Annotated in this window: 10 protein-coding genes and 1 pseudogene; 3 read left to right on the forward strand and 8 right to left on the reverse strand. The window is 62.3% G+C overall.

Annotated features, from left to right (window positions below; all coding sequences use genetic code 11):
• Window positions 1–2: 2 nt before the first annotated feature.
• Entirely contained in the window at window positions 3–3,476 is a 3,474-nt protein-coding gene (locus VGG89_00260) for a choice-of-anchor Q domain-containing protein (GenBank protein ID HEY1974960.1), read from the forward strand.
• A gap of 40 nt (window positions 3,477–3,516) precedes the next feature.
• Here the strand turns inward: VGG89_00260 and nrfD are convergent, their stop codons facing one another.
• The 3 genes and pseudogenes from nrfD to fdh all read right to left on the reverse strand — a co-directional run bounded on the left by nrfD (window position 3,517) and on the right by fdh (window position 8,323).
• The gene (nrfD, locus tag VGG89_00265) at window positions 3,517–4,389 is read right to left on the reverse strand and encodes an NrfD/PsrC family molybdoenzyme membrane anchor subunit (protein ID HEY1974961.1); all 873 of its coding nucleotides are present in this window, start codon (window positions 4,387–4,389) and stop codon (window positions 3,517–3,519) included.
• Complete coding sequence (locus tag VGG89_00270) at window positions 4,386–5,234, reverse strand: 4Fe-4S dicluster domain-containing protein (GenBank protein HEY1974962.1); 849 nt, start codon at window positions 5,232–5,234, stop codon at window positions 4,386–4,388. The genes nrfD and VGG89_00270 overlap by 4 nt, the downstream gene beginning before the upstream one ends.
• Window positions 5,231–8,323 (reverse strand): annotated as a pseudogene (fdh, locus tag VGG89_00275) (formate dehydrogenase). Before fdh ends, VGG89_00270 begins: the two are co-directional and overlap by 4 nt.
• A 223-nt stretch (window positions 8,324–8,546) precedes the next feature.
• Between fdh and VGG89_00280 the strand changes: the two are divergent.
• Together VGG89_00280 and VGG89_00285 are read left to right on the forward strand one after the other, a co-directional pair.
• The gene (locus tag VGG89_00280; GenBank protein HEY1974963.1) at window positions 8,547–9,590 is read left to right on the forward strand and encodes an SDR family oxidoreductase; all 1,044 of its coding nucleotides are present in this window, start codon (window positions 8,547–8,549) and stop codon (window positions 9,588–9,590) included.
• 1 nt (window position 9,591) lies between these two features.
• The gene (locus VGG89_00285) at window positions 9,592–9,840 is read left to right on the forward strand and encodes a hypothetical protein (GenBank protein ID HEY1974964.1); all 249 of its coding nucleotides are present in this window, start codon (window positions 9,592–9,594) and stop codon (window positions 9,838–9,840) included.
• A gap of 532 nt (window positions 9,841–10,372) precedes the next feature.
• Here VGG89_00285 and VGG89_00290 read toward each other — a convergent pair.
• From VGG89_00290 to VGG89_00310, 5 genes are all read right to left on the reverse strand, one after another.
• Window positions 10,373–10,684 carry a GIY-YIG nuclease family protein gene (locus VGG89_00290; protein ID HEY1974965.1) on the reverse strand — a complete coding sequence of 104 codons (312 nt, stop codon included), beginning with the start codon at window positions 10,682–10,684 and terminating at the stop codon, window positions 10,373–10,375.
• Between the two features lie 259 nt (window positions 10,685–10,943).
• On the reverse strand, window positions 10,944–11,810 hold the full coding sequence (locus VGG89_00295) for a sugar phosphate isomerase/epimerase family protein (GenBank protein ID HEY1974966.1): 867 nt from the start codon (window positions 11,808–11,810) through the stop codon (window positions 10,944–10,946).
• Window positions 11,807–14,251 (reverse strand): hypothetical protein, encoded by a 2,445-nt coding sequence (locus VGG89_00300; GenBank protein HEY1974967.1) that lies wholly within the window; start codon window positions 14,249–14,251, stop codon window positions 11,807–11,809. Before VGG89_00300 ends, VGG89_00295 begins: the two co-directional genes overlap by 4 nt.
• Window positions 14,248–17,292, reverse strand: a complete 3,045-nt coding sequence (locus tag VGG89_00305; GenBank protein HEY1974968.1) for an FAD-linked oxidase C-terminal domain-containing protein — start codon at window positions 17,290–17,292, stop codon at window positions 14,248–14,250. Before VGG89_00305 ends, VGG89_00300 begins: the two co-directional genes overlap by 4 nt.
• Entirely contained in the window at window positions 17,289–18,374 is a 1,086-nt protein-coding gene (locus VGG89_00310) for an enolase C-terminal domain-like protein (protein ID HEY1974969.1), read from the reverse strand. Before VGG89_00310 ends, VGG89_00305 begins: the two co-directional genes overlap by 4 nt.
• Window positions 18,375–18,456 lie beyond the last annotated feature (82 nt).

The following is an 18,456-nucleotide window of genomic DNA, read 5'->3' on the forward strand; positions in this document are numbered from 1 at the left end:
CGATGAAACGCGCGATTGCGCTTGGCGTAGCGCTCACCTTCGTTACGGGCTGCAGCGGCGGCGGAATCAACGGCGGCAACCTCTTACCGGGGATGAGTCCTAACGTTCGCGCGCCGGGCGGCGGTTTAACGACCGACGGCCGGCACCGGGTACTCGACGTGCACGTGACGATGCGCATCCCCAAGCGCCATCGCCGCGACCACGCCGATCTTCATCCCGCGACGATCTCTCCTTTGACCCGGTCGGTCGGCTTCGTCATCAACGGGGGAGCCGCGCAGATCTTCAACGCGACGACGAGCTCCTCGAACTGCAAGGCGACCACCAGCGGGACGCTCTGCACGTTCTCCGTGAAAGCGCCGCCGGGAAGCGATAGCTTCATCGTGACGACCTACAGCTCGACGGGGGGCGCCGGTACGGCGCTCGACCGCGCGGTTGCAAAGATTACGATTACCGCCGGAAAGGCGAACGCCCCGACGATCCGGCTGGGTCCGGTCGTGAGCGTCGCCACCGACTCCGGCGCCGGCTCGTTGCGCTACGCGATCGCGACGGCCAACTCCGGCGACACGATCCTGTTCACGATTCCGTCGACGTCGAAGATCACGCTGGCGTCATCGTTGACGCTCAATGCGAACGTGACCATTGCGGGCCCGGGCACCACGACGACGGCTCGCCCGCATAGCGACTCGCGCCATCCCGACCTAACCAGTGCCGTGAGCGTGAGCGGTCTTCAAATCAGCGGTGCCGGCACGCAGCAGATCTTCGTCGTCAACGGCGGCGTGAACGCAACGATCTCGGGCCTGGTTCTCACCGACGGTTTGGCCACCACGACGAATCAGCCGGGCGGCGCTATCTACAACGCGGGCAGTCTGACGTTGCACAACGACGGGTTTACCGATAACGGCTCGCAAGTGAGCACGTCCTACATCCGAGTTCATCCGCACGCGCGGCGGCATCGCGACCGTCACCCCGAGCAGCCGCATCGTCTTCGCCCGCACGCTTGCACGATCGGTACGCAGTACGGCGGCGCGATCTACAATCACGGCAATATCGTCGTGAGCGGCTCGACGTTTGCCTCGAACGTGCTGCAGAACTGCTTCAATTCCGTCTACTCGTACGGCGGCGCCATCTACACCGACGAGTACTCGACCTTGACGTCGAGCGGCAATATCTACAGCGCCAACGCGGCATACTACGGCGGCGCGGTCTACGTCAATACGACGTATGGCGAAGCGTCGTTCACCAGCGATCAATTCATCGCAAACACCGGTTGCGGCACGAGCACGGGTTGTCCGAGTTCGGGCTGCTCGACGCTCACTGCGAAGTGTACGACTTCGTATCCCGAAGGCTACGGCGGCGCGATTTACGACGGCGAAGGACCCGGTATTACCGTAACCAGCAGCACCTTCACCAGCAACCTCGCCGGCGGGACGTCGGCGAGCTCTTTCGGCGAGGGTGGCGCGATCAATCTCGAGACCGGATCGCCGGTTATCACCGGCAGTACGTTCACCGGTAACAAAGCCGGCGGCGGCACCGCGAACTGCTCGTACGGCGAGGGCGGAGCCATCTACGAAGACGTCGGCAACGCCATCGAGCTCGACAACGACACCTTTACCGGCAACATCGCCGGCGGCGACGACGATTCGTATGGGGGTGCCGTCTACAACGACAGCGATCCCGACAACGGCAGCGGCAATAAGTTCACCTCGAACCAGGCATACGCGACCGGCAGCGCGTGCGAGACATACGGTGAAGCCGCGGGCGGTGCCCTCGAGGCGGACTACGGCATCACGATGAGCAACAGCTCGTTCACGAGCAACGTGGCAAAGGGGAGCGGGGAGGCTTATGGCGGTGCCATCGACACCGACACGAGCGGCTCGGTGTTGCTCAGCAAGGACACGTTTACGAGCAACAGTGCGGTCGGGACCGGCCTGCACGGCGCGAGCGATGCCGAAGCGTACGGCGGTGCGATCTACACCGATCTCAGCACGCGGCTTACCGGCGACACGTTTAGTACCAACGGAGCGGTTGCGCAGACCGCGATCGGTGACTATGCGTACGGCGGCGCGATCTACAGTGACGGCACCCTGATCAGCAACGGCAATACCTTCACGAGCAATAGCGCCACGATCTCATCGGCAACGGCTTCGACGATCGTTTACGGGGGCGCCGTGTATACCGACAGTTCCTACTATTCCAACGGCGACAAGTTCAGCTCGAACAAGGCGACGGGTAGGACGTCGGCAAACGGCGGTGCACTCTACGCCGATTATAGTACCTTTGGAATAACCAACGGTACGTTCAGTTCCAATACGGTTACGGCTAGCGCGGGCAAGGCGTTCGGCGGCGCCTTGAGTTTGAGCACGCACTCATCGGGAACGCTTTCGGGCGGCTCGTTCAGCGCGAACAAATCCACCTCGACGGGATATACGAATGTCTACGATCACGGCGGAGGTGCGATCGACGCCGAAACCAGCGTAACGATCAGCGGCATCACGGCTACCGGCAATAGTGTTGTCGGCGGCGCCGGCGGGGGCATTTATGGAGATGGGGACGTGGTAACGATCAACAACTCCACCGTTTCAGGCAACAGCGCATCGGGTGCCGGCGACTACGGCGGCGGTGGTGGTATCTTCAACGACTACGTCATGTCGATTACGAATACGACGGTTTCGGGGAACGCGGCGGCCGTGAACGGCGCCGACGCCGGCGGGGGAGGCATCTACGTCGACGACACCTTTACGATGTCCGGCTCGACGGTTTCCGGCAACAAGGTCACCGGCACCGGGACGCATTCCGGAGGCGGCGGTATCTTCAGCTACGACTCCGGAACGTATACCAATGACACGATCAGCGGCAACAGCTCGTCGATCGACGGCGGCGGCTTCGATGAGTACGGCGCGTATGCGGCGTTCCTCGATAACGTCACGATGTATCAAAATAAGGCGACCGGCAAGGGCGGCAACATCTACAACGATAACAACACCTCGCCGTACGTAACGCTCGCGAACACGATCGTTGCCGGTGGGACCGCCGGAGCCGCCGGTGGCGCCGACGTCTATAACAGCGGCACGATGACGTCGATGGGATACAACATTCTGCAGACGGCGCAGGTCGGCGGCGGAACGTTTACCCCGGCGACCGGCGACAAGACCGCTAATCCGAACCTGCTCGCGCTCTCGAATAACGGCGGCCCGACGTTCACCAACGCCGACCAGTCGACGAGTCCCGGCAAAGCGTATATCCCGTGGACGTCCGCATCGAACGGAACGTGCGGCACGGTCACGGATATGGGCTTCGATCAACGTGGCTACACGCGCGGCGGCGGGAACAAGTGCGACGTCGGCGCGTACGAACTCTCGGGCTCGCCATACGCCATCAAGGTTCGTCCGCACGCGAAGCTTCGGCCGGATCCGCGTAAGCCTCGCCCTCATCCGCACGCGCGGCACATTCCACCGCACGAACGCGGAAAATCGTAAACCGACGATAGAGAAGCCCCGGGCAGCGCCCGGGGTTTCTTTATGTTTGCGCGGCGATGATGTATTTCGGATCTTTGGCGGATTGCTTTCCGGCGTGGTACACCGCGAAGCGTTCGGCTAGGCCGCCCGCGAGAAGAAGCGCACCGCCCGCCTTCGCCAACCCTTTGCCGCGGGCGGCGGCAATCGTGCCCGCGATGTTGAGTGCTCCAGCTAGGAATGCGAGCATTCCCGCCCGACCTTTTTCATACGGCTCCGCTTGGGTTTTTCCGAGCTCGTGATGCAGGCGCTTGAGCGCGAACCGAACGGCGATCGCGCCCACCAACGCCAGCCGTCGTGCAGCGCCGTTCTCGTCGGGCGGCGCGCAGCAAAGGCCGACCGCGCCTGCCGTCGACGCCGACGTTGCGGCGAACAGCAGTGGAAGCGATTCCCGGCCGTGGAGCCACGCAGGCATAGCCGTATCGCTGATGAGCACGGACGTGTAGACCGACATCACCGGTCCGACGAGTCCCGCGATCGTTTCGAACGCGCGTCCCAGCGGCGTTGCGATGCCCGTGAGCTCGGAGGCGGCCGCAGCCATGGACGATCCGCCGAATATCGAGAACACGTACACGCCGACGCTCATTGGCGACGTGGGCTTGAAGACGCGCAGCATGTTCGCAAAGCGCGACGGTTTCTTGAGGTCGGCAATTAAGCAGAAACCGCTAAGCGCGCTGCCCGCGGCCGCGGCGAGTGTCATCGTGCGTGCGAGCCCATGCTTTTTGCGAACGCGCGAAACGAGTCCCAGCGCCGCACACGCGCCGGCCAAGCCGCCGGCCCAAAAGTACGTTGGAATCAGCGGCGTCCACTCCGGCGGCTTGACGATCGGCTTGCCGTAATAGCCGCCGATCGCGCCGTTTGCTGATGCGGTCTTCACGGTCCGATACTCGCTGCGATGATCGCCGCCAGCAGTGCCGCCGCTGCTACGCCGGCGGCGCGCCACATCTGCGGGAGATATTTCGTCGGCACGACGGGATTCGGCGGCAATCCATAGACCTCGGGACGATCGAGAAGAAGAAATATCGAGCCTCCGCCGCCGATGCCGTCCTTCGGATCGTCGAGATACAATCGCGCGTCCGGAAAGCGATCCACGACGTCTTGCACGCGCGCCTGCGCTCGCTCGCGCAGCTCTTCGACGTTCCCGTATTGGATCGAGTGCGTCGGGCAAGCTTTGGCGCACGCAGGCTCGTCACCCACCTTCAACCGGTCGTAACAAAGCGTGCATTTGCCCATCGTTCCGCGGCCGCTCGTCTCGCCCCGAGGAGAAACTTCGTCGACGCGCTGGCTGATGACGCCGAAGGGACAAGCCACCACGCAGTAGCCGCAGCCGTTGCAGACGTCATCCTGCAAAACGACCGTGCCGAACTCGGTGCGAACCAGGGCGCCCGTCGGACAAACGTCGAGGCAGGCCGCATGCGTGCAGTGTTTACAGACGTCCGATTCCATGAGCCACCGGTTGTCGTCCATCTGCTCGACGAACGCGACGTGCCGCCACGTCGAACCGCTGAGTTCGCCGGTGTTGTCGTACGACATGCCGGTAAACGTATAGCCGTCTTGCGGCAGCTCGTTCCATTCCTTGCACGCCACCTCGCAGGCTTTGCAGCCGATGCAGAGCGTCGTGTCGGTGAAGAAACCTTTGCGATCGCGCTCGGAGGAACCGTAGGTCGCGGCTTGTGCGGCCGCCGACGTTTGGGCGATCAAGTCCACAAAAAACGTACTCACGATCGCTCCTTTGCGCGCGCCCGGCCCTGCACGGCCGACAGATACTCGCGCATCTCAACGCCGTGCGGCCGGCGGCCTGGCTGAATGTCGCACGTCAAACCTTTGGTCTCCTGAATGTGCACGTTGGGATCCAGCGCGACGTGCAAGAGGTCGTTGGCGGAGTCTCCGGTGACCAAGCCCTTGCGTCCCCAATGGTAAGGCAGGCCGACCGTATGGATGACCTTGCCGTCGACGCGCATTGGCCGCACGCGATCGGTAACCATGACGCGCGCTTCGACGACCGCACGCATCGTCGTAATCGTCGCCCACTTTCCGTGACGCAGCCCGCGCAGCTGCGCCAGCTCGCGACTTACTTCGCAGAAAAACTCGGGCTGCAGCTCGCTCAGGTGCGGAACGCTGCGCGACATGCCGCCGGCGGTGTGATGCTCCGTAAGACGATACGTATAAAGCACGAACGGAAACAGATCGCCGTGTTCGCTGCTCGGCGACGGATTGTATTCGTTGAACTTCCGCGGAAACTGCTGACGCGCCGGGTTGGATTGTTGTGCGTAGAGCGGATTGCGAACCGGCGACTCCTGCGGTTCGTAATACGTCGGGAGCGGCCCGTCGACGACGCCGTTTGGGACGAAGATCCAGCCTAAACCGTCATCTTGTAGAATGAACGGGTGCCAGCCGGCGATCGCCTCTTCGCGCTTGGCGCCGCTGGGCGGCGTATAGTCTGGACGTTTGGTCTTCTGGAAGTCCGGGGAATCGTGGCCCGTCCACTGCGCGCTCGCTTCGTCCCACCAGACGTAGCGCTTGCGTTCGCTCCACGGATTGCCGTCGGGATCGGCCGACGCGCGGTTGTAGAGAATTCGCCGGTTTGACGGCCACGCCCATCCCCATTGCGGCGCTACCCAGCTTTGCTCGCTTCTCGGTGTGCGGTTTGCCGTTTGATTCTTTTCATCTTTGAAACAACCGCAGTAGATCCAGCAGCCGCAAGCCGTGGAGCCGTCGGCTTTGAGTTCCGTATACGACGAAAGCGCCTTTCCTTCGGCGTCCCAGCCGTTGACTTCGCGCAACACGGCGTGGGCGTCGGGTTCGGCAATCTCTCCCAGCTCGGGATACTCCCACGTCAGTTCGCGGATCAAATCGCCGTGCGGATCCCGGCTGGAATCCAACTTTGCCTTGATGCGCTTGCCGAGATGGTAATAGAACCATAGGTCGGATCGGGCTTCGCCTTGGGGCTCGACCGCCTTGTGATGCCACTGCAGCAGCCGTTGAGTATTGGTGTACGATCCATCCTTTTCCGTATGCGCGGCGGCCGGCATCCAAAAGATTTCGGTGGGAATGGCTTCGGTGCGCAGCTCGCCGCTTTCGATCTCGGGGCAGTCGTACCAAAATGACGCGCTTTCGATTTCGTTGAAATCGCGCACGACTAGCCATTGTAGGTTGGCCAGCGCGCGGCGATGCAAGCCGGCGTTGGCCGATCCGACCGCCGGGTTTTCGCCGCAGATGAAGAAGCCTTTGACTTTTCCGTCGACCATGCCCATTATGCTGCGATAGGTGGAATGATCGCCGCTGATGCGCGGCAGCAGGTCGAAGCAGAACTGATTGGCGTCCGTCGCATACTCGCCGAACCACGCCTTGAGCAAGCTGACCACGTACTTGTCGAGGTTACCCCAAAAGCCGGTTTTCGCGCCTTCGGATTCAACGAAGTGCTGCAGATTGCTGTGCGCCTTCGCGTGCGGCATCGGAATGTACCCCGGCAACAGATCGAACAGCGTGGGAATGTCGGTCGAGCCTTGAATTGAGGCATGTCCGCGTAACGCGAGAATGCCGCCGCCCGGGCGGCCGATATTTCCAAGCAACAGTTGAACGATGGCGGCCGCGCGAATCATTTGCACGCCGAACGTGTGCTGCGTCCAGGCGACCGAATACGCGATGGCCGACGTGCGCTCGCGCCCGCTGTTTTGGCAGAGCGCTTCGGCGACGGCTACGACCTGCGCGGGCTCGATGCCGCAAATCTTCGCCACCGTTTCGGGCGTGTAGCGGCTGTAGTGGCGTTTGAGCACTTGGTAGATACACCGCGGATGCTGCAGCGTTTTATCCAAGTACGGCGGCTCGCCACGCTTCAAGGCATCCATCGTGTCGGCTTTCGTGCTTTCCTGTTTTTCGAGCCCTTCTTCGCTCTCGCGCTGGCCCGACGCCCCGTGAAGATCCATGCCCTCGTACATCCAGCTATGGAAGACGTAGCCGTTCTTATCGGGCTGCCAGCCGGAAAAGAAGCCGTCGAGATCTTCGGTGTCGAGAAACTCGTTGCGAAGGATCACCGGCGCGTTGGTGTAGTTGACGACGTATTCCGTAAACGCGCGGTCGTTTTCGAGAATGTATCTGATGACGCCGCCCAGGAAGGCGATATCGGTTCCAGGGCGGATTGGTACGTGCATGGTCGCCATCGCGCTGGTGCGCGTGAAGCGCGGATCGACGTGGATGAACGTCGCGCCGCGCTCGCGCGCTTCCATGACCCATTGAAAGCCGACCGGGTGATTTTCGGCCATGTTCGAGCCCATGATCAAGATACAGTCGGAGTTCTGCAGGTCTTGCTGAAACGTCGTGGCGCCGCCGCGGCCGAACGAGGTTCCCAAACTGGGAACCGTCGAGCTATGTCATATTCGAGCCTGGTTCTCTACCTGCACGATGCCCAGCGCAGTGTAGAGCTTTTTCATTAAGTAGTTCTCTTCGTTGTCGAGCGTCGCGCCGCCCAGGCTCGCGATGCCATAGCAGCGGTTGATCGCCTTTGCTTCCTCGTCCGTGGATTCCCACGTCTCGCGGCGCGTCTGCAGCACGCGGTCGGCGATCATGTCCATCGCGCGATCCAGCGGAAGCTCTTCCCATCGCATCCCGTACGGGCGGCGGTATTTTACCTTGTACTCGCGCAGCGGGCTCTGTACCATCGTGCGGGTGGCGGCTCCCTTGGGACAGAGATGGCCGCGCGAAATCGGGCTGTCCGGATCGCCCTCGATCTGAATCACTTTTTCGTCTTTGACGTAGACGTTCTGTCCGCAGCCGACGGCGCAATAGGGACAAACGCTTTTAACGACTTTGGCGTCTTCTATGCGCGCGCGCCAGTCGCGCGTTTTGTCCGACAGGACGGACGGACCAAAGGCGAGCTTATCGCCTCCCTCTGCCTGACGGACAAGCGGCCATGAGAACTCACCGTGCATAACAGCGTCATTCCTTCGTCGCGTGCGAGCCAAACGCGGCGACGGACCTGTTGCACCGTTGCTTACGATCGCAGCGTGCGGTTGCATTTGTGGGTAGAAATTTAAGATGCAAGATCGATTATCGAAAGAAATTCGTTCCGAAGTCGTCGTAATAACGGGCGCATCCGGCGGAATCGGGCGTGCGGCCGTTGGTGAGTTTGCCAAGCAACCGAACGTCAAGCTCGCGCTGCTCGCCCGCGGTGAAGAGGGACTCGATGCCGCAGTAGCCGATGCGCAGAGTCTCGGCGCCGAAGCGATCGGCATTCCCGTCGACGTCGCCGATCCGGACGAAGTCGAGCGTGCCGCGCAGCGCGTCGAGGACGAGCTCGGCCCAATCGATACCTGGGTCAACGTCGCGTTTACCAACGTGTTTTCGGAGTTCTGGGACGTGACGCCGCAGGAATGGAAGCGTCTCACCGACGTCACGTACCTCGGCTACGTTTGGGGCACGATGGCGGCGTTACGGCGAATGCGCCGGCGCAATCGTGGAACGATCGTGCAGGTGGGCTCCGCGCTGTGCTACCGAAGCATCCCGCTGCAGTCGCCGTACTGTGGATCGAAAAGCGCAATCCGCGGCTTTACGGATTCGTTGCGTTGCGAGTTGATTCACCATCGTAGCAAGGTTCGTCTGACGATGGTTCACATGCCGGCGGTCAATACGCCGCAGTTCACCTGGAACCGCGTCAAGAGTGGTCTACGGCATCCGCAGCCGCTGCCGCCGATCTTCCAGCCCGAAGTCGCGGGACGCGCCATCTATTGGGCGGCGCATAAAAAACCGCGCGAGATGTGGGTCGGCTTCTCGACGGTGCTGGCAATTCTCGTTCAAAAGTTCGCGCCGCGCATCGCTGACCTGTACCTCGCAATGACCGGTTACAAATCTCAGCAGACGCAGGAGCCGCTGCATCCCGGCCGCCCCGACAATCTGTTCCAACCCGCCGATCGCACGAAGGACTTCGGCGCCCACGGAGAGTTTGACGACATGGCGAAGCCCCGCAGTTGGGAGACCGAGCTGATCATGAATCGCCAATGGATTATCGGAGGACTGGCGTTGGCCGGAGCCGCGGCCGGCGCATACCTCGTCAAGAGCGGACGCAACGGGAACGGAGGTTAGCATGGCGATCTGGCACGTCTGGGGCGATTACGTGCACACGCTTCCCGAGCATATCGGCGACGCATCGGTCGTTCGCGGCCAAGAAAAGGCGGCGAAGAAGACGGCCGAAGGCCGCGGATTCGATTTCACTCACCGGCTTCGCAACGGTTTCGAGCCGTGGGCCGCGGCGTTTGCCGCCGACGGCGACGAGGGCGACGTCGAGTTCGAATTCGCCAGCTACCCAATCGTCCGCGGCTGGCAGAAAATCTAGCCGCGCCGCCTCTCTCATCCTGAGCGTAGGCGCGCAGCGCCGAAGTCGAAGGGCAAGCGCATCTCCGGCACTGTCATCCTGAGCGTAGGCGCGCAGCGCCGAAGTCGAAGGGCAGGCGCATCTCCGGCACTGTCATCCTGAGCGTAGGCGCGCAGCGCCGAAGTCGAAGGGCAAGCGCATCTCCGGCACTGTCATCCTGAGCGTAGGCGCGCAGCGCCGAAGTCGAAGGGCAGGCGTATCTCCGGCACTGTCATCCTGAGCGTAGGTCGCAGCGCCGAAGTCGAAGGCAGGCGCATCTCCGGCACTGTCATCCTGAGCGTAGGCGCGCAGCGCCGAAGTCGAAGGGCAGGCGCATCTCTGGCACTGTCATCCTGAGCGTAGGCGCGCAGCGCCGAAGTCGAAGGGCAGGCGTATCTCCGGCACTGTCATCCTGAGCGTAGGTCGCAGCGCCGAAGTCGAAGGGCAGGCGCATCTCCGGCACTGTCATCCTGAGCGTAGGCGCGCAGCGCCGAAGTCGAAGGGCAGGCGCATCTCAGCGGTTGCTGGAGCGCTCGTGCTTATGCGAACCTCTGGCAAACTTACCGATCATCTTCCAGTCGCCGCGAATCAGAGCCGCCTTCTTGCGGCGACTCCATCTCTTAAGCTTCTTCTCCCAGTCGATAGCATCGCCAACGTAATCGAAAGCCGTAGAGTACACCAATACGACGGGACGTCGAGAAAACGTATAGCTGTCCTCATCGAAGCCTTCGTTGTGCTCCCATACCCTCCGCTCGACGTCGTTCGTTATACCGACGTAGTAGCTGCCATCGCGGCAGAACAGCATATAGACGAAATACCCTTCCATACCGGCACAACTGCGCAGTGCCGCGCATTTGTCTAGTCTGCGCCTGCCCTTCGACTTCGCGCCCTGCGGGCGCTACGCTCAGGATGACAAGAGGTGAGACGCCCTGCCCTTCGACTTCGCGCCCTTCGGGCGCTACGCTCAGGATGACAAGAGGTGAGATGCGCCTGCCCTTCGACTTCGCGCCCTGCGGGCGCTACGCTCAGGATGACAAGAGGTGAGATGCGCCTGCCCTTCGACTTCGCGCCTTCGGGCGCTACGCTCAGGATGACAGTGGGGGTGCGGACGCTGACCAGAGTTGTTCGAAGGTTCGTTTGTTGTCTTCGAGCAGGTTGTCGAGGTTCGATTTCCAGAGCGAACCCGGCAAGTGCATCGATGAGAGGATTTCGACGACCCACGCGCCGTTGTAGCCGGTCGAGCGGATCGCTCGCATGAGCGACGCCAGCGGAATCTCGCCGGTGCCGAGCGAGTAGCGGTCCGCCGTCGAGCGCGGCGTCTTCCAATCGCTGAGCTGAACGGCGAAGATGCGGTTACGGCATTGACGAATCAGCTCTTCGACATCCGAAGCTTGCCAGATGTTCCACGTGTCGATGCAGATGCCGACGGCGGGATGGTTGACGCGATCGACGAGCTCGAGTCCGCGCTCGAGCGACCAGACCGCGGTGTCGGTATGCACGTTGATCGGGTTGAGAGGCTCGAATGCGATACGCATGTTGAGCCCGGCCGCGAACTCGCCGAGCTCTTTGAGCGCCTCGACCGTGCGGTCGAACGCCTCGCGCACGTTGCCTTTGGGCGCGACTCCGGTAATGGCGATGAACGGCGTGCCAAGCGGCAAATGCGGCGCGCTCATCGCGATGCCTTGCTTCATCGCCTTCACGCGGTCGTCGGGATCCTCGGGCTTGTTCGCCATCGAATCGACGAAGACGGAGTGAACCTGCATCTGAACCGATGACGGCATGAGACCGTTCCCGAGCAGCGACAAGTGATCGCCGTAGTCGTTGTACGGCAGCTTGAACTCGCAAACTTCGATAGCGGTAGCTCCGTGGTGCCGGTAGCGTTCGACGTCTTTCTTAAACGGCCACGGCCACGTGGTGAACTCGCTGTATCCGAAGCGGGGTAGGTCGGTCATGATGTTTTCTCGCAAACCTCAAGAAGGCAAAAGCCGTGGCGCGAAACTTGTACGGGGAAGCCATCGTGAAGCCGCGACGGCTCGAAATCGGAAAACTCCCGCCACTCGCCCACTAAGCTGTCGTACAGTCGCAGCGTGCACCGCTGGGGGAGGTGACGCGAGGGAACGGCCAGCGACGTCGTGATCGTGCGATCGAGCGTGTTTCCGATTAAGATCGCCATGTCGCCGTCGCGGCGCAACGCGATGCTCATGGCGTGGTCGCCGCCGACGAGAACGTCGTCGGAGACGTCGGAGTCGTACTGTCGATCGGCGTTGATTTCGAGTTTCGCTGAGTTGGCGTACGTCGTCAGCTTCTCTAACCGTACCGTGAACCACGCGACGTCGCGGCCGCGAACCATCACCTTGCGAACGCCTAACCACGCCCAACCCGGCGGTAGCCGGCCGTGCAGCTTGGGTGGTCGTGACGTCACCTCGAGGCCGGCCGCGCCTTCCATCGCCGCCCACAAGTACTTAGGCGGAAACCAGGGCGAGAGCATCATGCCGCGATTGTTGAGCGTCTCGCCGTGCAGCCATTCGGAAAACTGCCCCGGGACGGTATTGTAACGCCGCGGATCTTGCGCGTAATGTTTGAAGCTCGACGTCAGGGCCGAAGCCATGAACTCGGCGTTGAATGCCGACGCAGCCGCCGCAAACCAAAAGGTTGGACCGCCCCACACTCCGCCGAGCAGACCTTCGCCGTGCGCCGGGCCGTAGTCGATGGCCGTACGCGCAACGGTATGCAGTCCCGCGTCGGTCCAAAACTCCGCACGGCTCAAGGTCGCCACGATGTTCGTCGCGACTTCGTGCTCGGCGACCCCGAACAGCACCGGAAAGACGAGGTCGCAGGTAACGTCGGTCCGTTTGCGGCCCTCCCAGTCGATCGTGAGGTAGTAGAGATTGCGCGAGCGATCGAGCAGGTGCTCGTTGATTGCCGCGCGCAGGTCGCTGGCCGAATCGTCGAAATGGCGAGCGGCTTCGTCGTCGCCGAGCTCGGCGGCGATCTTGCCAAGGGCCTGCAGCGCAGCGTGACACTCGGAGTTGATCTCGGTCGTAGCGCCGTCGAGGCGATACCCTTGAATCACGTTGCGCCAGCCGACGATGCCGTAATTTCCGGTGCCGTCCGCGCGAGACCACACTAGCCCGTGGTCGCCGCGCTGCGAAAGGATGTATTCGGCTGCGCGACGCGCGTTGGGGTAAACGGCTTCGAGAAACGAGCGATCGCCGGTAACGCAGTACTGGTGCCACAACGCCAGGACGAGCAGCGGCGTGTTGTCGTTCATAGTGAGTCCGTACGTCTCGGTCTTGCCGTTGCGAATATCGAAGTACTCGACCACCATGCCGTCGGGCGTTAGGTGATTGGCGTACCAGAGGAGCGACTCGCGCGTGAACTGCGGCGTCACGAAATCGCCGCCGTAGGCGAACCACGCGGTGTCTCGCGCAACGCTGTTGTTGGAACGCGTTGGGTCGTTGACGAAGCACCATCCCTGTTGCGCCAGGAGTTGGACGCGCAGCATGTTGGCTTTGGCCCACAGGACGCCGCGGTTCACTTCGGCCTCCGGCGTCATCAACACCGCACGCCCGAGCGCCTGGTGGTAGTGCTCGCGAGTGCGTTCGAGCGCCGCCTCCGCATCGGGCAGCGAGCTCAGCGTCTTACGTGCTGCGTCGGCGCCTTCGACCGAAAATGTCAAGGTGAAGAAGAAGGACGCGCGTTCACCGGGCTTGAGGCGGTGGTTCAAATGGAAGATGCCCAATGGATCGTGACCGCGCTCGATGACTTCATCGCTGAGTTTACCCGGAAACTGCGCGGCGTTGGTCTTCGCGATGTCGACCGTAACCTCGTAACTATCGGGTTCGACCGAGCATGCCGCCATACGCACGACGTCGGGCGCCTCTTCGTTGTAGGCGACGAACGCGCGCCGGCGTTTGTCGTACGACGTGTGTGTGGGGCTCTCGTATCCGCCTGCCAAGCGAACCGACGAGAAAGTACACATCTCTACCGTTTGGTCGCCGTCATTGCGCAGCTCTACGGTGTAATAGGCGGCGGGCGGATCGACCTTGCGCTTGCCGTTTCCGGTCGGTGCGCCGTTGAGCATGAAGATTTTTTCAGCGACCGTAGCGCCGTTAGCGAGTTCGAAAAGGTGCTCTTGATGGTCGGGATGGATGATGAACTCGCCCGGGCTCGGCAGGAGCGGTATCCCGCTGCGCAGATCCCAGTGATGGACGACGAGCGAACGAAAGACGTCGACACCCGCCTCGCAGGAAAAAATCTTCTCCAGCGCGCCCGTCGCTTTGATGATAAGGGCGCCCTTCGGCGCGCCCAGCGTGCTGCCGACGGACATTTCGCGGTCCGAAATCGCGTACTCGGAGATTTCGTGGCCCGGCCCGGAGATTTTCGCGATCATCGTTTGCGTTGCCGCAGCACGATCGCCGCGGCGGCTCCAACGCCGAGCGCGCCGATCGCAAGGAGTACCGCGTACCCTCGGCGCACGATGCGCCGCCGGCGCACGTGCGGATCTTCGTGGAAGCGCCGCTCGGGTTTGGGATCATTGCGGGTCGCACCACGGTCGGCCAAGCCCATGCGCAGGACCTCCGCGGGGTGCAGCGCCTGGCGCCCCGTCGTCTGGGCGATCTGCTCGCGGCAGCTGAATCCGTCGGCAACGACGATCGTCTGCGGAGCAGCCTCGCGAACCTTCGGCAGCAGCACGCGCTCGCCGCACGCCACCGACATCTCATAATGATGCGCCTCGAACCCGAACGCACCAGCCATCCCGCAGCAGCCGCTGTTGAGCTTCTCGTGCGGGAGGTGCATTTTTTCGAAGACGTGTTCTTCGGCGAGCGGATCGAGAACCGATTTCTTGTGGCAATGCTCGTGTACGATTGCGTTCCGGTCAAGCTCGGGCGGACGGTACGACGTCTTGTTATTGAGAAACGTTTCGAGCGTGAAGGTCTGCTGAGCCAGCCGCATCGCGTCGACGTCGCGGCCGAGCATTTGCTGCATCTCGTCTTTGAGGACGGAAAGACAGCTGGGCTCTAGGCCGACCACGGGAACGCCTTCGCGAACGAGCGGGCGCAACTGGTCGAGGACGGCCAGCAGATGGCGCTTCGCCGGATTGAGCAGCCCGTAATCGTAGAGCGGTCTGCCGCAGCAGATCTGCTTGGGAGAGACGAGCACGCGATAGCCGGCGTCCTCGAGCACTTCGACGGCGGCCTGCGCGGTTTGCGGATGAAAATGATTGTTCCACGTGTCCACCCACAGCAGCACCCGCTCGCCCTGCGGATTGCGCGGCGCGCGCGAATCGAACCATTGCCGGAACGTACGATCGGCAAAGAGGGGCACGTGACGCTGCGGAGCGATACCCGCTAATCGCTTGAGGACCGTTGAGAACGGCGGTGCTGACGCAAAGAAATTGGCAATCGCGGGAGCCCGTGACGCGACCTTCGCCCACACGAACATGTAACCGAAGAGCCACATGTACAGCGGCCGAACGCGTCCCTCGAAGTAGTGGTGGAGGAACTCGGATTTGTACGTCGCCATGTCGACGTTGACGGGACACTCGTGCTTGCAGCCTTTACAGGCCAGGCAATAGTCGAGCGACTCCTTGACCTCCTCGCTCTTCCAGCCGCGATCGATCGGTGCGCCTTGGAGCATTTCGAAGAGCAGACGCGCGCGCCCGCGGGTCGAGTAGCGCTCTTCTTTTGAAACCATGTAGCTCGGGCACATCGTGCCTTTGTCGTGTTTGCGGCAGACGCCGGCGCCGACGCAGCGGTTCGCTGCCTCGGCGAAGCTGCCGCGATCCTCGAGAAACTGAAACTTCGTCGGCGGATTCCAAGGCTCGTACTGCGTACCCCACCGCAAATCTTCGTCGAGTTTGCGCGGTTTGACCACCTTGCCGGGGTTCATTTTGTTCTGGGGATCGAAGACCGTCTTGAACTCCCAAAACGCGTGCACCAGCTCGTTTCCGTACATGATAGGCAGCAGCTCGCCGCGGCTCTGCCCGTCCCCGTGTTCGCCCGAGATCGAGCCGCCGTATTTGACGACCTCATGCGCCATCTCGGTGACGAAACGGCGGTAATTTTCGATGCCTTCGGCGGTGAAGAGATCGAAGTTGATGCTGCAGTGGACGCAGCCCTGACCGAAGTGGCCGTAGACCGACGCCCAATAGCCGTACTGCTCCATCTTCTTTTGAAAGACGCGCAGATACTTACCGAGATGCTCGGGAGCGACGGCGGCGTCTTCCCAACCCGGATAGAAATCCGGCTGGTTCGGAACCTTGGACGTCACGCCTAAGCCGGCTTCGCGAATCTCAAAAATCTCGTTCATCGACTTGTCGTCGCTCACGACGCGCGTGCCGCGCACGGCGTGGCTGCCTTTGTGCAAGTCCTCGACCAGCGCGTGCGCTTTACGCTCGGCTTCGGCGCTGGTGTCGCCGCCGAACTGAAGGACTAGCCACGCGTGACCGTTGGGAAAGAGCTCGTGACGCGCCGACGGGTTCTTGCCTTTTTCGTGCATGTTCTCAAAGAGCGTCTCGTCCATGCCTTCGAGCGCGTGCGGAACGTGTTCGTTGCAGCGCGCGACGTGATCGCCTGCCGTCGCGATGTCGTCGAATCCGATCAAGGCCAGTGCGGTCTTTTTGGGTACCGGCACGAGACGCAGGGTGAGCTCGAGGGCGTGGACGATCGTACCTTCGGTCCCGTTGAGCGCGCGCGCGACGTTGAAGCCGTTTTCGGCAAAGAGCTGGTTGAGCGGATAACCGGAGACGCGGCGAGGGACTTCCGGAAACCGCTCGCGCACGAGACCGCTATAGCGTTGGGCGATGTCGCGCAGTCTCGAGTAGATTTCCCCGCGACGGCCGCCCTCGGCAATGATGGCTTCCAGCTCCCGGGGGCTGGTCGACCCGACACGCAAACGCGTTGCGTCGTGCAGCAGCACCTCGGCCTCGAGCACGTTCTCTTCCATGCGTCCGGCAAACTGGGCCGGCATCCCGCACGAGTTGTTACCGAACATTCCGCCGATCGAGCAGCGGTTGTGCGTTGCGGGCGCGGGGCCCACCGTCAGGCCGAACTGCTCGGCCCGCGAGCGGATGTCGTCGAGGACCGTTCCCGGCTCGACGCGGACGATACGACGCTCGGCATCCAGCTCCAGGATACGGTTCATGTATTTGCTGTAGTCGAAGATCGCCGCCACGTTGCAGCTCGCGCCGGTCAAACACGTTCCGCCGCCGCGGGGCGTGACCGGGGTTCCGTGACGGTGGCAGACGGCCATGGCTGCGGTCGCGTCGTCGGCGTCGCGCGGCAGAACGACGCAGATCGGTACCTGCCGGTAGTTGGCCGCGTCGGTCGAGTACATCGCGCGATAGCCGTCGTCAAAATGCACTTCACCGCGAACGACCTCACGCAGTTCGCGTTCGAGACGGAGGGCGTCGGAGTCGACGACGGATATCACTGTGCGTACCTTTCTGCGTCTTGGCGTTTGAGTTCCAAACCGATCCCGGGGCGGCTCAAATCGGGAGCGAGCGCACCGTCCTTCGGATCGCTCGCGCCGTCGAAGAAGATCCGTTCGATGCGGACGTGATCGAAAAAATACTCGACGTGACGCATCCGCTTGGCGGCGAGCGCCGCGGGGAGCGTCACGTATGGGGCGCAGTGGCTCGAGAGCGGGATCGAGTGCGCTTCACAGATGGCATCGACGATGGCAAATCCCGTGTACCCGCCGCAGCGCGTGACGTCCGCTTGCATGACGTCGGCAGATCGAGTTTCGGCGATACGCTCGAAATCGTCGGGCGCGTAGCCGTATTCGCCGTTGCTGACCTCCATGGAAGCGGGCGCACGCGCGCAGACTGCTGCATTGCCGGCGAGATCGCGGTGGTACACCGGTTCTTCGAACCATGAGACGCCGTGGCGTTCGAAACACCGGGCCATTGCGAGCGCCTGTTTGACGGAATACGCGCCGTTTGCGTCGACGAAGAGTTCGGCGTCGCGTCCGATGGCATGCCGCGCCGCCGCGACGCGATCGTCGTCGCACTGCGGCTGGCGCCCAACTTTCATTTTGACGCGTGGAATGCCCATCGCGGTCCAGTGCGACATGTGCTTGGCAAGCTGGTGCACGTCGTATGACGTGAAGCCGCCGCTTCCATACAGCGGTACGGAATCGCGCGCAGCTCCGAGCAGCACGCACACCGGAGCGCCGAGCAGCTTCCCTTTGAGATCCCACAGCGCGATGTCGAGGGCGGAGATCGCCATCGCGGTGATGCCCTCACGCCCGTTATTGCGCACTTTCGCGACGAGATCGGCCCAGCGGGCTTGGGTCTGCAGCGGGTCGGCGCCGCGAAGAACCGGTGCGAGGTCGGCCTCGATAAAGCTAGCGACCGCTGCGCTGCCGTACGTGTATCCCATTCCGGTCTTCCCGGAAGCGCGGATCTCGACGTATATCATGGTCGTCGAGGCCCACTCGAGCGTCCCGTCCGATTCGGGCGTCTCGGTGGGCACTTTATAGGTGCGGACGGAGACAGCCTCAATCGGAGTCATATAAGAAAACTGTTTCCAGGACCTCAACCGGACAAACGATTTCGCCTCGTTAACGCATAAGCAGATCGTTACATTAAGGCGC

The sequence above is a fragment of the Candidatus Baltobacteraceae bacterium genome (assembly GCA_036488875.1).
In the GTDB taxonomy this organism is placed as follows: Bacteria; Vulcanimicrobiota; Vulcanimicrobiia; order Vulcanimicrobiales; family Vulcanimicrobiaceae; genus JAFAHZ01.

What these genes read in the sequence shown, in the direction of transcription:
- VGG89_00260 (HEY1974960.1), top strand. Translation starts at nt 3, where the DNA reads ATGAAACGCGCGATTGCGCTTGGCGTAGCGCTCACCTTCGTTACGGGC.
- VGG89_00280 (HEY1974963.1), top strand. Translation starts at nt 8,547, where the DNA reads ATGCAAGATCGATTATCGAAAGAAATTCGTTCCGAAGTCGTCGTAATA.
- VGG89_00285 (HEY1974964.1), top strand. Translation starts at nt 9,592, where the DNA reads ATGGCGATCTGGCACGTCTGGGGCGATTACGTGCACACGCTTCCCGAG.
- VGG89_00290 (HEY1974965.1), bottom strand. Translation starts at nt 10,684, where the DNA reads ATGGAAGGGTATTTCGTCTATATGCTGTTCTGCCGCGATGGCAGCTAC.
- VGG89_00295 (HEY1974966.1), bottom strand. Translation starts at nt 11,810, where the DNA reads ATGACCGACCTACCCCGCTTCGGATACAGCGAGTTCACCACGTGGCCG.
- VGG89_00300 (HEY1974967.1), bottom strand. Translation starts at nt 14,251, where the DNA reads ATGATCGCGAAAATCTCCGGGCCGGGCCACGAAATCTCCGAGTACGCG.
- VGG89_00310 (HEY1974969.1), bottom strand. Translation starts at nt 18,374, where the DNA reads ATGACTCCGATTGAGGCTGTCTCCGTCCGCACCTATAAAGTGCCCACC.